Genomic DNA, 14,360 nt, shown 5'->3' on the forward strand with positions numbered 1-14,360 from the left:
AGAAGATACTGACAGTAACGCCAGTTTTACCTGATAGTTTATTTCTGCTCAAAAAAGAAGCCGCAGCCTTGGGGGGCTGCGGCTCTCAGGCAAATAGGTAGTAGCCGAATATTTTTAGCCCTGGTAAAGCGCCAGGATGCGTTGCTTAAAGTAGAACTCGCATTTGCTCTGGATGAGCTCGGCCTCGGCCTTGTTCTTGTTGTTGAGCGATTCGAGGTACGAAAAGAAGTCTGTTACGCCAGATTCGTAACGCCGTTTGGCTGTTTCGTAAGCTTTGTCAGTATATTCCAGGTTGGCCATTACGGTATTATACTTTTCCTGGGCTGCCAGCACGTCCTGGTACGCCTGCTGCACGGTCTGGCGCAGTGTGTTTTCGGTGGCTACATAATCCAGCTCGGCGTTACGCAAGTCGATGCGGGCCTCCTGCGACTGGAAGTGGTTGCTCAGGCCCCGGAACACCGGAATGCTCAAACTCAGCTGCACGATCTTCTGCTGGTTTTGGTCCAGTTGGTCGAAGTAGGGGATCTGCTCCATCTGCTGCGTTTCCGGGTTTTGCTGCATGATGTTGGTCGAGAAGTTGGACCCCACAATGCCGTTGAGCGAGAGGGTGGGCGAAAGGTTACTGCGCGCAATGCTGACGCCGGATTTGGTGGCAGCCACAGTTTCTTTGGAGGCTTTCAACTGCGGCGAGTACGCCAGGGCGCGGGCCATCACCGAGTCCAGGGGCGGCAGGGCGTCCGTGATAGCCAGGGGCGTGGTGGGCGTCTGCAATTCGTAGTTCAGGTTGGGGCCAGCGTTCATTTCCTGGGCCAGTTCCAGCATCGCGCGGCGGTAGTTGTTTTCGTGCGTGATGAGGTTGAGCTTTTCGGTGGCCACCTGCGATTTGAGCTGGTATACGTCGCTTTCGGTATGCGTGCCGGCCCGCTCGAGTATCTCCATGCGCTTTGTTTGCTGCTCGAGCAAGGTGATGCGTTCGCGGGCAATGCGGATGTTTTCCCGGTCCAGGATGGCCTGCATAAACTTTCCAGTCACGGTGGCCTCCATCGTGATCTCGGCCTGCGACTCGATATACTTGCTGGCGTTTGCCTGCTGGCGCGCGCGCTTCATCTCAAAGAACTTGGCAAAGCCATCAAACAACACCAGCTCGCCTACCAGGTATGGGTTGGAGGTGGTGGTGTTGCCCCGTTTCACCTGACCCTGCACGTTGTCGAAGGTAAGGCCGTTCACCCGGTTCAGGTCGTTGTAGGCCGTTACCGAAGGCAGGTAGGAGAACTTGTTGCGGCGCAAATTAACCGTGGCTTTGGTGCTGTTGTAGCGGGCCTGCCGCAGGGCCACGTTGTGCTGGCGGGCTATTTCGAGGCTCTGCTCGAGAGTAAGCAGTTCCTGTGCCTGGGCTGCCGATGCCAAACTAAGGCATAAGGCCAGCCCTCCCAGCTTTTTCAGCAGGGCTTGTGATGTGCTTTTTTTCATGGTTTTATTTTATACTAGTGGCAGCGAGTATTAGAATTACGAATTACGAATTACGAATTACGAATTACGAATTACATTTTCTTAGACAGCTCAGTATACCAGCTGGCGTCCTCTGTCTATTGTCTAACGTCTAAGGTCTAAGGTCTAACATCCAGCGTCTTTTTACTTGCTGTTCAGCCAGGCTGCACGCAGCGCCAGTTGTTCGGGCGTAGCGTTCGGGTCGGGCTTGAGCACGTGCAGGGCCTTGTGTTCCGAGGCTGTTACCCTGCCTTTGAGTTTCTTCTTTTTCAGCTTTCCCTTTTTATTGGCGCGGTTCACCGTAATAGTGATCTTTTCGCCCGGGGTCATTTGCTGCAGCTCTTCGCCGATCAGCTGGCGCACATTCAGGGGCGTAATGTCTTTGCCGTTCAGTTGCAGCAGCTGGTCGCCAGTCTTAAAGCCCATCGCCCGCCCAAAGGCATCCATCTCACTTGTTTCTTCCACAATAATGCGGTCTGTTTTCTCGTCGTAGCCCGGCATAAAGCCACCGTACGAGTTTACCACTTCGTTGGAGACCGGCTGGTACAGGATGCCTACTTTATGGAATGTTTCTGCCAGTGGCAGTGGCTCGGCGCCTTCCACGTAGCGGGTGAAAAAGGTGCGGATCTCAGGGTAGGTCAGCTCGGCGATCTTGTCAAACAGCTCGGCATCCTGAAAGGATTTCTCTTTGCCGTAGGTCTTGGCCAGGTCGGCCATCAGGTTGCGCAGGCCATAGGCGCCACCCGAATGTTCCCGCAGCTGCACATCCAGCGCCAGCCCGATCAGGGCGCCTTTCTGGTACACGTTGCCATACTCGTCGGCATACTTGTCCAGCACGCTGGCGCTCATCTCTGTAAAAGGCAGCGTGTCGTTAAACTGGGTTTTGGAGGTGATGATATACTCGCGCAGCTTATCCAGGTACTTGTCCAAGTCGTTGAGGCCTTCGTACGCCTGTACATGCGAGGCGAAATATTCGGTCACGCCCTCATACATCCACAGGTGCTTCGACATTTTCGGGTTGATGTAGTCGAAGTTGCCGATTTCCTCAGAGTGGATGCCCAGCGGCGTCACGATATGAAAGAACTCGTGGGCTGCCATGTCGCGCAGCGTGCTGCTGAACATTTCCTCCGGCATTTCAGGCAGGAAGTATACCGAAGAGTTGGGATGTTCCAGCGCGCCATAAGAGCCCGACTTGCCCACTTTCTCCGATACGTAAATGATAAAGGCATACTTGTCTACCGGAAGCTTGCCGCCCAAATACTGGCGTTGTGCTTCCAGGGTGCTCTTGATGTTTTCGGCTACCGGCCTGGAGGTTACCTTGCCAGAAGGGGAGTAAACGGAGATCAGCACTTTGGCATCGCCCACGTTCAGCACCGTGGTGTCGGGCTTGTTATACATCAGCGGCGAATCAGCCAGTTCCATGTAAGTGGGCACCTGGTACGTATCGGCTGTGGCCGTGGTCGAAATGGCCTTTAGCGGCGTGGAGCCGTAAAACCCGCTTGGTTTGGTAATGGTCAGCTCGTAAGGGACACTCTTCATGCCGTCGAAGTAGCCGATAAAGCCGAAGGTGTTGAGCAGGAAGTTCTTGCCGGCTTCGATGTTGGTGCCGCCCGGCTCAAAGAGCACGTCTTCCTTTTTGGGCGTATCAAACGTGTCGTTTGTCCAATAGGTGATGGTAGCCAGCTGCGGCGCGTTTTTAATACGCCAGCGGTTGGTGTCGAGCTGTTCCACTTCCAGGGGTTTGCCGCTTTTATCCAGCGCCGTGAAGCCGGTCACAAACTTGCCGAAATCGGAGATGGAATAGGTGCCCGGTACGATCTTGGGCATGTTGTAGACGATTTCCGGCTGGGTAATGGCGGGTGCCTGCAGGGTTACCAGCACCTTGTCGTCCTGCACGTTGGTCAGGTCGATAGTGAAATTATACTTGGGGGCCGCTTTGCCCTGCCCGCCAGCATAACCCGCAAAGCTCAGGCTTAGGCCGAAGCCCAGCAGGAAGAGCGATCTTTTTAGTGTCATCGTGTTTTTTTATAGTGCCTTATACTTGTAAGCCCTTAGTAACGGAAAGCTACAGGAAAATTTTCTGTACGATCGCTGCGGGGCTATGGGCATGCATCCTTTAAATATACCCTTTTCGTCTGGCTATAGCCTTGTTTTTCGACCAGCAGGCTAATTTTTCAGATGAACTTAATCCAGGGCGTCTATCACTTTGCGGTATTCATAGTCAGAGCTGATCGTCCGGGCCGTTTTTTTATAATCGTCGCGCAGGGCGGTGGCATTTGCCGGGATTTTGGCCGCTATGGTACGCAGCAATTTGCCTTTCTCATAATCCGAACTGATGCGGCTGACCACCGGCAGCAGCTCCTGGTATTGCGCCGGCGTAAAGTTATACTTGTTCAGGAGGCTTTGCAGCGATTTGCCCTTCTCATAGTCACTGGCAAAGTGGTCGATCACTGCAAAGGTGCTTTTATACTTGTCGGGGTTGAAATGGCCGTCGTTTACCCATTGCTGCAGCAGTTTGCTCTTTTCGTAATCAGACGACATGCTGCCAATAGCCGCCAGTACGTTATCCGTGGCCTCTTTGTGCAGGGTAGGTTGTTGCAGCAGGTAGGCCAGCGCTTTGCCTTTTTCATAATCGGACCCAAGGCTGCCTGCCGCCTGCAGGTATGCCGTGGTCACGCTTCCATCTTTCAGGAAAGAGGCCGGCACCTTGCCGAGAAGCTTGCCAAGCTCATAATCAGAATCCGTAAAGCTACCGGCACGTTGTAGGGCAAGCCGCATATCGGCCGGCTTCAGGCCAGGCTGCTCTAAAAGGTAATTCAGCATTCGGAGCTTTCCGGACCCATTTTCTACCTTTTCGGCTTCGGCCAATACGCCCTTGGTGCCTTGTTTCTGGTAAATAGCCTTTACACGTGCCTCCAGGCCAATGCCAGTGGTGGCCATCAGGCCGGGCATTACTTGCTGCAACCATTGGCGCCCGGCGGGTTCGTAACTAACAGCTTTGCCGTTCTCAAAGTAGGAGCGGGTCAGCTTACCCTGGGCATCGCTTTTTATCTCCAGCCGTTTTGTTTGATCATTAACAGTGGTGACATACTCCAGGTATCCTTTCGGCGAGATACTTTTGATGTCCTGGAAGTCGTCGGTGAGCGTGATATTCCCTTTGTAGGTAAGCTTTTCCTGGCGGTTGTCGTCGGAGTTGATGTAGACGAAATTCCCTTTTCCGCTCTCGCCGGTGTTGATCACCACGTGGTTGGTTTTTCTTTTGGTGGTATCCTGCGGCAGGTCTGTTGCCAGAAACAGCCTGCTGAAGGAAGAAGCAAACGTTGCCGGCGTGATGGGCTCACTGTAGAGGCTTAAGCTGCCTGAAAAAACAGCAACTGCTAAAATCGTGGTGGAGAAGAGGCTTTTCATAGTTTTAAATTTCTTGGTAACGTCTGCGGAAAGGAAGCTTCGGCAGGGCAGCTGCAACTACCCTTGCCGAAGTTTCACCTTAACACAAACAACTAACACTAACATAAATATTTTACTCGGTTCGCAGAGCCAGCACCGGGTCGGTCATGGCGGCGCGCGTAGCTTTGTAGCTCACGGTAAGGATAGCCAGCGCCAGGGCCGCCAGCCCGGAAAGTATAAAGATCCAAGCACTGATCTGGGTTCGGTAAGCAAAGTCCTGTAGCCATTTGTCCATCCCATACCAGGCAATAGGGCAGGCCAGCAGAATGGCGACCAGCACCAGCAATGCAAAGTCTTTGGTCAGCAGCAGCACAATTCCCGCCACCGAGCTGCCCATCACCTTGCGGATGCCGATCTCTTTGGTGCGCTGCTCGGCCATAAAAGAAGCCAGGCCAAACAAGCCCATGCAGGCAATCAGGATAGTCAGGCCGGCAAAGTAGCCGAAGATAGTCAGCATCTTTTCCTCGGCACGGTACTGTTGGTTAAAGCTTTGGTCCAGGAAAGTATACTCCATGGGTTGATTGGGTGCCAGCTGCTGCCATGTTTGTTCAATGTCCGCTATTGTCTCGCTGAAATGGCCGGGAGTGATCCGGGCCAAAAGTGAACCGCTGTTTTTAGGCGCCAGCAGCACGACCAGCGGCTCTATCCGGCTGTGCAGCGATTTATAGTTGAAGTCCTGCACTACGCCAATCACGCGGCCGGAGGTGGTGTCGCTTCCGCCTATCCGCCTGCCGATCGGTCCATCGGCCCAGCCGAGGGCTTTGGCTGCCGCCTCGTTGATGATATAGCCATTGTCCGGATCGGTAGCCATGTCTTTCGAAAAATTGCGGCCTTTTGTAACCGGGATGTCCATCAGGTCAAAATAGTCATAGTCTACCCAGATGGTATTCATGGTTTTCTCGGTCATTTTGCCGTCACGCTCTACATTAAAGACGATCACGCTGGTTTCTTCGCCCGGAATCATACCTGTGGTAGCTACTTTGGTGATGTTGGGGTTGCGGAGCAATCCGGCTTCGATCAGGGGTATTTTATTCACCAGGGTCGAGTCGCCGCTCGGGATATCGATCACCAGCACCTGCGCTTTGGTAAAGCCGAGGTCTTTGTTTTTGAGGTAATGCATCTGGCTATAGACCACCACCGTGCCGATGATGAGCACCAGCGAGATGGTAAACTGCAGCACGACCAGCCCCTTGCGCAGCAGCGCGCCGCCACCTCCGGGTATTTTGTCCGACTTCAGTATATCTGCCGGCCGGAAGTGCGACAGCACCAGGGCCGGGTAACTGCCTGCCACCAGGCCGATGAACACGCCGATGGCGAGGATCACCAACAGCAGCATCGGGTTTGTGAAGTAAGTAGCGGGGATCTGCTTTTCGGTTAGGGTATTAAAAGTAGGCAGGAGCAACTCCACAAACACCAGCGCAACTACCAGAGCCAGCAGCGTCAGCAGCACCGATTCGCTCAGGAACTGGGCGATGAGCTGTGGCCGGCTGGCGCCTACCACTTTGCGCAAGCCTACTTCCCGGGCGCGTTTTACCGAGCGGGCCGTGGCCAGGTTCATGTAATTGATCGAGGCAATGAGCAGGATAAAAATACCGACAAAAGAGAAGATGTAGATGTAGGATCTGTTGCCTACCGGGAAAGCTTCCCAAAGGTAATCGGAGTTTAAGTGGATGTAGGTGAGGGGCTGCAGGTAGAGTTCCACGCGCTCTTTGGTTTCGCCGCGGGCCGGTGCGACACGGCGCTTCACAAAGTCGGGCAGTTTTGCCTGCAGGGCGTCAGCCATACCAGGCTGGCGCAGCAGAACATAAGTATAACTGTTGGTGCCAAACCAGTTTGACTTGAACTGCTCCCGCAGGTCTGCCGGTAGCGAGCTCATGGAGACCAGTACATTCGGCTTCATATGAGCAGCATCTACAGCCTTAAAAATACCGGTTACTTTATAAGTGTCGCTGCCGATCCGGATGGTGCTGAACATGGCGTTGAGCGGATCGGCGAAAAATTTACCAGCTACCTCTTTGGAGAGCACGATGCTGTTGGGTTCCAGCAAAGCCGTTTTAGGGTTGCCCTCCAGCAGCTTATAGTCGAAGAGGTCGAAGTAGTTGCTGTCTGCAAAAAAGGTATTATCGATAGTGATGGCTTTCTCATGCTGGCGCAGCACCCGCTTGCGCCAGGGAATCATGCGGATAGCAGCCTCAATTTCGGGGTAATCTGCTGCCAGGTTCGGGGCCAGGGCGGCATGGGTCACAGACGCTTTTTCCACTTCTCCTTCCACCACCAGGTTGTTTACCACGCGGTAGATCCGGTCGTGTTTGGTAAAGGCTTTGTCGTAGCTGAGTTCGTGCTGCAGGTACATAAAAATAAGCAGGCAGGAGGCCACACCCATCGCCAGACCGAACACGTTGATCGCCGTGTATACTTTATTGCGCGTCAGGTTGCGCCAGGTCGATTTTAAATAGTGCTGTACCATAATTTCCTGCTATAGATTGTTGTAAAGCTTCTTCAGATTCAGTTTGTCCGCTTGCCTAAACCGGCGTAGTTCCAATTCATCCACGACTTCATTCCCTGCCATCTCACCCTTCCTTTTCGAAGGCTTCTACCCCCCAGGAGGGGAGTCTGTTGTTACTTTAGCTTAGGTATAAGTAGTATAGTTTTAGTTTAATTAGCTTACTCACAAGATCCTTTAAGGATGACAAGAGGTGGGACTCAAGAGGTCAGCATTATGTCTTTATACTTTCTACTTAGAGGCTACGAAGCGAATACTTTAACCAGGTGCACCATTTGACGATTCGATGTTTGAGCGTTCAGCGAGTTTCGAATTGTCTTGATTCTTTTGCTTACTTTTCTCATCAAGGAGAAAAGGAAGGCCCCGCCGGCGAGGCGAAAAGCTGGCGAAACGCTGTCCAGGTGAAGAGACGGAACACGCGCTAAGCGCATTCCGTTGGATTTCTACTCCTCTTTCACATTTATACTTCCCAACCCACCGGAAACCGTAATGGTAAGGGTGTTTTTGCTTTTGCCAAGCGCCGCGTTTGTAAAGTAGTCGCCGTTCTTTTTCAGGTTACCCAGGCTTCTGTCGCCAAGGCCCGACGTTTTTAGTTTCACGCCCGTGTTCTTTGGCAGCTTCAGGTTTACTTCGCCAATGCCGCCGGCAATCTCGATGGTCGCATCGTGGTCCCAGTTACCGGTCAGGTCCAGGTTTACTTCGCCAACACCCGCGCTTATACTTACATTGCGGGCACTGCTTCCCTTCAGGTTTACAGTCAGACCTACCGCTCCGGCTTCGATCGTCAGTTTCCGAAGCTGGCTGTTGCTCAGGTCCAGCTTGGTATCGCCGGCCCCCATTTTCAGGTATAAATCAAGTGGCGTGGTTTTGCTGATGTTAATGTTCCATTTATTTTCTCCGTTGTTGTCACCGCTACTCTTAAAGTCTTGTTGCTTAAAGGTCAGGTCTGTCACCCCGTTGCTGGTGTTCACATGCAGGCTGGGTTTCCAGTCAGCTTTGGCATACAGTACCTCGGTGTCGATCAGGTTGCTGCTTCCGTTGCGCAGGCGCAGCTCACCGGCCGGTATTTCCAGGTGGATGGTGCCTTTTTTGATGTTGCCCGTCGAAACGGTTTTGGTATACTTTTGCTGGGCCAGCAGCAGGTGCATGGGCAGCAGGAAACAAAGCGTGATCAACAGGTTCTTCATAATCATATTTTTTAGGAGGTGTAACAGGTTGGAAGAAGCTTTCCGGAAACCGCCGGCCATACTTGCTTGTGGGTCGCCGGTTTCCGGAATAGCCATTATTATTGGGTGCGAATGGCTTTCACCGGGTCGGCCAGGGCTGCTTTCATCGCCTGGAAAGAAACCGTCGCCAGCGCAATCACCATGGCCGATAGGCCTGCTACAGCAAAGATCCACCAGCTGAGTGGTACGCGGTAGGCAAAGTCCTGCAGCCACCTGCTCATGCCAAACCAGGCCACCGGGCTAGCCAGCACGATGGCCACCAGCACCAGCACGGCGAAATCCTTGGAGAGCAGCACCACGATGCTGCCGGTAGAGGAGCCCAGCACCTTGCGGATGCCGATCTCTTTGGTGCGCTGCTCGGCTGTGAAAGAGGCCAGGCCAAACAGGCCCAGGCAGGCGATCAGGATGGTGAGCCCGGCAAAGTAGCCGAACACGGTCAGCATTTTTTCCTCGGCACGGTACTGGCGGTCAAAAAACTCATCCATGAAAAAGTACTCCATGGGGTGTTTGGTGTCAAAGGCACGCCATTGGTTTTCTATAAATTTTATGGTAGCGTCCTGGTCTTTTGGTGCAATGCGCGCCAACAAATAACCCGGCGATGCTGGACGCAACTCAATAGCCAGAGGTTTTACTGCTGAATGCAAGGACTGGACATGGAAGTCTTTTACCACGCCAATTATCCGGGCATGATTACCCGTAAGCGTTGTATCGCCTGTATTTACTTTTTTGCCGACAGGATCATTCCAGCCCAGCCATTTTGCTGCGGCTTCATTTATGATGATGCCCGCGTGCTCATCTGTTTTCATGTCTTTGGAGAAGTTTCGGCCCTCCTTCAAATCAATGCCCATCAAGGGTATAAAATCATAGTCTACCGCTATAATGTCAATCGCCTTCTCCACCATTCTCCCATTCTGCTCTACCAGCATAATGGTGCGGCTCAACGATTCGGAAGGGATGCTGTAGGAGTTTGATATTTGCAGCACGTTGGGGTTCTGCAGCAGCCGTTGCTTAATTAGGGGCAGGCGCTGCACCAGCGTAGAATCACCGTTGGGGACATCAACAACCAAGATCTGTTCTTTTCGAAAGCCCAGGTCTGCGTTTTTAAGGAAGCGCATCTGTGCAAACACCACGAAGGTGCCAATGATCATGATGAGCGAGATGGTGAACTGCAAAACCACCAGCGCTTTGCGTAAGGCTGCGCTGCCACCGCGGGGCATTTTATCCGATTTAAGGACATCGGCCGGTTTAAAGCGCGACAAAAAGAAAGCAGGATAACTGCCGGCCACAATGCCTACCAAAACTACGATCGCAATTAAAAGGAGCATAAACTCCCACTGAAAGAAAAGGCCGTGGCTGAAGTTTTTGCCCGTAAGCGCGTTAAAGCTTGGAATAAACACCTCTACCAGCGCCAGCGCCAGCAATACAGCCAGCAGCGTAAGAAGCAAGGACTCGCCCAGGAACTGGCTGACCAACTGAGAGCGGTCTGCCCCGACCACTTTGCGCAAACCCACCTCTTTGGCGCGTTTGGAAGAACGGGCTGTTGCCAGGTTCATATAATTTATACTGGCTATCAGCAGCAGGAAGATGGCAACAACACTAAATATATAGATATACGCCATACTGCCGGCAGGTGAAAGCGCATAGGGGTCGCGGTTGTCGAAATGAATATCTTTTAGCGGCTGCACCAGTAATTTCATCTCAGCATTTAGCTTGTTTTCTTTTATCCAGGGGTTTATCAACTTGGCAGTCAGCTCATCTAACTGCTGTTGGAGAGCAGCGGGCTGCGTTGCTTCATTGAGCAGCACATAGGTGTAGTTGCTTAAGTTAAACCACTGGTTTTTTCTATCTTCTGCTGTAGAACCTTCTAAAAAGGATGCGTTAGAGATCACGCCTGAAGCATCGATGTGCGAATGTTTTTCATTGCGGTATACACCCGTTACGGTATAGGAGTCGCGGCTAAACTTGAGCAGCTTACCCATTGCCTGCGCCGCGCCACCAAAATATTTGTTTGCAAGCTCTTCGGTGAGTACAATCGTACGGGGTGCATCCAGGGCCGTAGCAGGGTTGCCGGCCAGAAACTTATAATCAAACACGCTAAAGAAAGCACTGTCACCAGCAAGCAACTTGTCTTCACTAAAGCTCTGGTTATTGTACCAGATCGTTTGCTTGTCCAGCTGAAAGCACTGCGTTACGGTTTCTATGCCGGTAAATTTTCGCGCTTCGTCCAGAAGCGGAGGGGGCGTAACGCCAAAATAATCCTGCTGCCCCTCAAACTTTACTTCTCCAACCACCCGAATAATGCGGTCTGCCTTACTGAATTGCGTGTCGTAGCTAAGTTCATCCTGTATGTAGAGGAAAATAAGTATGCAGGAGGCCACCCCGATGGCCAGGCCGGCAATGTTGATGGCCGAATATACTTTGTTTCGGACCATGTTGCGGAATGCAATTTTGAAGTAGTTCTGGAGCATTTCAGTAGTGTTAAAGCCGGCACCGAAGTGCCGGCAGTTTTATTTTTAGCGTATTTCGTAGCGTAGTATAAATTTATTCTGTCCGCAAGGCCTTCACCGGATTCGCCGAGGCAGCTTTGATGGCATGGAAGCTGATAGTGACAATGGCGATGATAAAGGCCAGGAAAGCAGCCAGCAGAAAGATGCCTGTTCCTATTGTCACACGGTAAGCATAATCTTCGAGCCAGCGGCTCATGGCATACCAGGCAATCGGCCAGGCCAGTAGGTTTGCGATCAGCACCAGCTTCAGAAAGTCGCTGGACAGCAGCGTGACGATCTTCAGGATGGAGGCGCCAAACACTTTGCGGATACCGATCTCTTTGGTGCGCTGCACGGTAGTATAAGAGGCCAGGCCAAATAAACCCAGACAGGCTATAAAGATGGCAATGCACGAGAACACGGTAAATATCTGGCCTTTGCGCTGTTCTGTTTTATACATGGCGCTATACAGTTCATCCATAAAGTCGTAGCGGAAGATCTGATCCGGTGCAAACTTGTTCCACACGGATTCGATGTGCGCCAGGGCCTGCTTCGGATCGCCGCTATACCGGATGCTCACGTTCGTGTAGCTGTCGGACCGCGACATCAGGAACACCATCGGGGCAATCTCTTGGTGCAGCGACTCGAAATGAAAGTCCTTTACCACCCCAATAATGCGGCCCCGCGTATCGCCATACTGAAATACCTGGTCCACGGCTTGCTGCGGCTCCTGCCAGCCGATCATTTTTACCGCAGTCTCATTCAGTATGAAAGCGGCAGAGTCGTCGGTGGGATGCTGGCGGCTGAAGTTTCTGCCGGCGGCCAGCTTTACTTTGTAGGTGTCGAACAGGTCCTGGTCTACATTCACATACTTGATCGTCACATCTGTTTTAGCCATACTATCGCCCTTCAGCACGCCGGCGCCCATCGAGTTGAGCAGCCTGTCGGAAGGTACCAGCAACGACTTGCCAACGCCCTGGATGGAAGATGATTTCATCAGTTCGGCTTTAAAAGCTTCATACTGCGGCGCAAGCGAGCTGTAATAGGGGAGCACGATCAGTTTTTCCTTGTCGAAGCCCAGCGCCTTGTTCTGCATAAAGAGCAGCTGCCGGTACATCACGCCTGTGGCAATGATCAGGGCAATGGAGATGGAGAACTGCACGATCACCAGTGCCTTGCGCATGGTGGGGTTTTTAGAGCTGTTGCTCAGGGAGCCTTTCAGCACCCGGGCCGGCTCAAAGCGCGTCAGGTACAGGGCAGGGTATAAACCAGCCAGCAACCCGATCAGCAAAGGGAGCAGCAGCACAAAGCCAAGTATAACAGGATCACTGAACACGTGCAGGTGCAGATCCTTCTGCGCAAAGTCGTTTAGCCAAGGTAGCGAGAGCTCCGTAAGGCCCAGGCCCAGCAACGTTGCTATAATGGCGACCACCACCGACTCCAGCAGGAACTGCTTTACTAGATCGCCTTTCAGAGCGCCCACTACTTTGCGCACGCCTACTTCTTTGGCGCGGCTCGTGGAGCGGGCGGTGCTTAGGTTGATGTAGTTGATGCAGGCAATCAGCAGAATGACCAAGGCTACTGCCGCCAGGATAAGCACCGTCGCCAGTTCACCGTTTGTTTCTTCCTCCGAGTCCAGGTGCGACTTCAGGTGGATATCGGTGAGTTTCTGCAGGTACAGGTGCGTGAACTCGGATGGTTTGCGGCCCCGGGCATGGTCGGTGCCGGCCAGTACTTTGTCCAGAAAGGCGGGCATCTGCGCCTGCAGCTTGTCTACCGGGTAATTTTCCGGTAACAGGAAATAGGTGCCGAAAGAGTTATTGCCCCAGTTGGTCTTCAGGTTCTCCGATCCGTAAATGGTCGTGTCGTTCAGGGTAGTAAACGACATCAGGAAATCCGGATGAAAATGCGCGTTTACCGGGAAGTCCTCGTACACGCCCGCTACCTTCACGCTGAAGGCATTGTTCACGGTCAGTACCTTGCCGGATGGGTCCTGGCCGGGATAATACTTCTGCGCCATCTTCTCGCTCAGCAGCACCGTAAACGGCTCGTCCAGCGATTTTTCGGGGTTGCCTTGCTTTACCGGAATAGTGAAGATCTTAAAGATATCCGGCTCGGCAAAGTATACATGCTCCTCGTTAAAGCGCTTTTGCGAGGTTTTGTCTTCCAGCAGCAGCGTGGAGTTGAGCGTGCGGGCCAGCGCCTGAATGTCCGGGAACTCCTGCTTAAGCAGTGGCCCGAATGGCGGCGCCACATGCCCCAGGCTCAGGCTCACTGTGCCATCGTTCGACAAAAAATCGCGGGTAACGCGGTAAATGCGGTCTGCCTTGGTATTGTAGCGGTCGTAGCTGACCTCATCTTTCACGTACAGAAAGATGAGGATACAGGCGGCTATGCCGGCAGCAAGGCCGACAATGTTAATGGCAGCGTATACTTTGTTGCGCAGCAGGTTACGGCTGGCAGTCTTAAAGTAGTTCTGCAGCATGACGTTTCACGTTGAGGTTCTCCGTCACGATTTGTCCATCAAATAAGTTTACAATACGGTGGGCGTACTCGGCGTCGGAAGGAGAGTGCGTTACCATCACGACCGTTGTGCCGGCCTCATTCAGTTCCGAGAGCAGTGCCATCACTTCACGGCCATGCACCGAGTCCAGGTTACCGGTCGGTTCGTCGGCCAGGATCAGGCTGGGATTTGATACGGTGGCACGGGCTATGGCCACACGCTGCTGCTGGCCACCGGAGAGCTGCTGCGGGAAGTGGTTGCGGCGGTGCGCAATGCCCATGCGCTCCATGGCGGCTTTTGTACGCTTCTCCGTCTCCGCCTTCGACACGCCCAGGTACGCCAGGGGCAGGGCAATGTTCTCCTCCACGGTCAGTTCATCGATCAGGTTAAAGCTCTGGAATACAAAGCCCAGGTTCTCTTTGCGCAGTTTGGCGCGCTGGCGCTCGGTGGCTTTGCTGATCTCCTGGCCCAGGAAGCGGAAGTTACCGGCAGAAGGGCTGTCGAGCATGCCCAGGATGTTGAGCAGCGTAGACTTGCCGCAGCCTGATGGGCCCATGATAGCTACAAACTCACCTTGTTTGATCTTGAGGTCCACACCAGCCAGGGCCGTGGTTTCTACCGTGTCGGTGATGTACTTCTTCTGGAGGTTCTCCGTTTCGATGATCATTTCTTCCTTGTTCATAGTAGTATAAGTATGACGTTATGAT

8 protein-coding genes are annotated in these 14,360 nt (G+C 53.0%); all 8 read right to left on the minus strand.

Translation table 11 applies throughout. From position 1 onward, the window contains the following. Positions 1-114 precede the first annotated feature (114 nt). On the minus strand, positions 115-1,470 hold the full coding sequence (locus tag LWL52_RS03315) for a TolC family protein (RefSeq protein ID WP_242916903.1): 1,356 nt from the start codon (positions 1,468-1,470) through the stop codon (positions 115-117). A 162-nt stretch (positions 1,471-1,632) separates the two neighbouring features. Continuing rightward, positions 1,633-3,504: a M61 family metallopeptidase gene (locus LWL52_RS03320; protein ID WP_242916905.1), complete on the minus strand. Its 1,872-nt coding sequence runs from the start codon at positions 3,502-3,504 to the stop codon at positions 1,633-1,635. Between the two features lie 168 nt (positions 3,505-3,672). After that, positions 3,673-4,896: a hypothetical protein gene (locus LWL52_RS03325; protein WP_242916907.1), complete on the minus strand. Its 1,224-nt coding sequence runs from the start codon at positions 4,894-4,896 to the stop codon at positions 3,673-3,675. Positions 4,897-5,008: 112 nt separating this feature from the next. Continuing rightward, positions 5,009-7,402 carry an ABC transporter permease gene (locus LWL52_RS03330; protein WP_242916909.1) on the minus strand — a complete coding sequence of 798 codons (2,394 nt, stop codon included), beginning with the start codon at positions 7,400-7,402 and terminating at the stop codon, positions 5,009-5,011. Positions 7,403-7,881: 479 nt separating this feature from the next. Beyond that, positions 7,882-8,721 (minus strand): toast rack family protein, encoded by an 840-nt coding sequence (locus LWL52_RS03335; RefSeq protein WP_242916910.1) that lies wholly within the window; start codon positions 8,719-8,721, stop codon positions 7,882-7,884. Positions 8,722-8,723: 2 nt separating this feature from the next. Further along, positions 8,724-11,132, minus strand: a complete 2,409-nt coding sequence (locus LWL52_RS03340; protein ID WP_242916911.1) for an ABC transporter permease — start codon at positions 11,130-11,132, stop codon at positions 8,724-8,726. Positions 11,133-11,205: 73 nt separating this feature from the next. Further along, positions 11,206-13,635, minus strand: a complete 2,430-nt coding sequence (locus LWL52_RS03345; protein ID WP_242916912.1) for an ABC transporter permease — start codon at positions 13,633-13,635, stop codon at positions 11,206-11,208. Further along, positions 13,616-14,335, minus strand: coding sequence for an ABC transporter ATP-binding protein (locus tag LWL52_RS03350; RefSeq protein ID WP_242916913.1), 720 nt, complete (start codon positions 14,333-14,335; stop codon positions 13,616-13,618). The genes LWL52_RS03345 and LWL52_RS03350 overlap by 20 nt, the downstream gene beginning before the upstream one ends. Between the last annotated feature and the right edge of the window lie 25 nt (positions 14,336-14,360).

The sequence above is a fragment of the Pontibacter liquoris genome, assembly GCF_022758235.1.
Lineage (GTDB): Bacteria > Bacteroidota > Bacteroidia > Cytophagales > Hymenobacteraceae > Pontibacter > Pontibacter liquoris.

Bases quoted from the DNA above. Each gene is read 5' to 3' on its own strand.
- LWL52_RS03330 (WP_242916909.1), bottom strand. From the start codon at position 7,402: ATGGTACAGCACTATTTAAAATCGACCTGGCGCAACCTGACGCGCAAT.
- LWL52_RS03315 (WP_242916903.1), bottom strand. From the start codon at position 1,470: ATGAAAAAAAGCACATCACAAGCCCTGCTGAAAAAGCTGGGAGGGCTG.
- LWL52_RS03320 (WP_242916905.1), bottom strand. From the start codon at position 3,504: ATGACACTAAAAAGATCGCTCTTCCTGCTGGGCTTCGGCCTAAGCCTG.
- LWL52_RS03325 (WP_242916907.1), bottom strand. From the start codon at position 4,896: ATGAAAAGCCTCTTCTCCACCACGATTTTAGCAGTTGCTGTTTTTTCA.
- LWL52_RS03335 (WP_242916910.1), bottom strand. From the start codon at position 8,721: ATGGCTATTCCGGAAACCGGCGACCCACAAGCAAGTATGGCCGGCGGT.
- LWL52_RS03340 (WP_242916911.1), bottom strand. From the start codon at position 11,132: ATGCTCCAGAACTACTTCAAAATTGCATTCCGCAACATGGTCCGAAAC.
- LWL52_RS03345 (WP_242916912.1), bottom strand. From the start codon at position 13,635: ATGCTGCAGAACTACTTTAAGACTGCCAGCCGTAACCTGCTGCGCAAC.
- LWL52_RS03350 (WP_242916913.1), bottom strand. From the start codon at position 14,335: ATGAACAAGGAAGAAATGATCATCGAAACGGAGAACCTCCAGAAGAAG.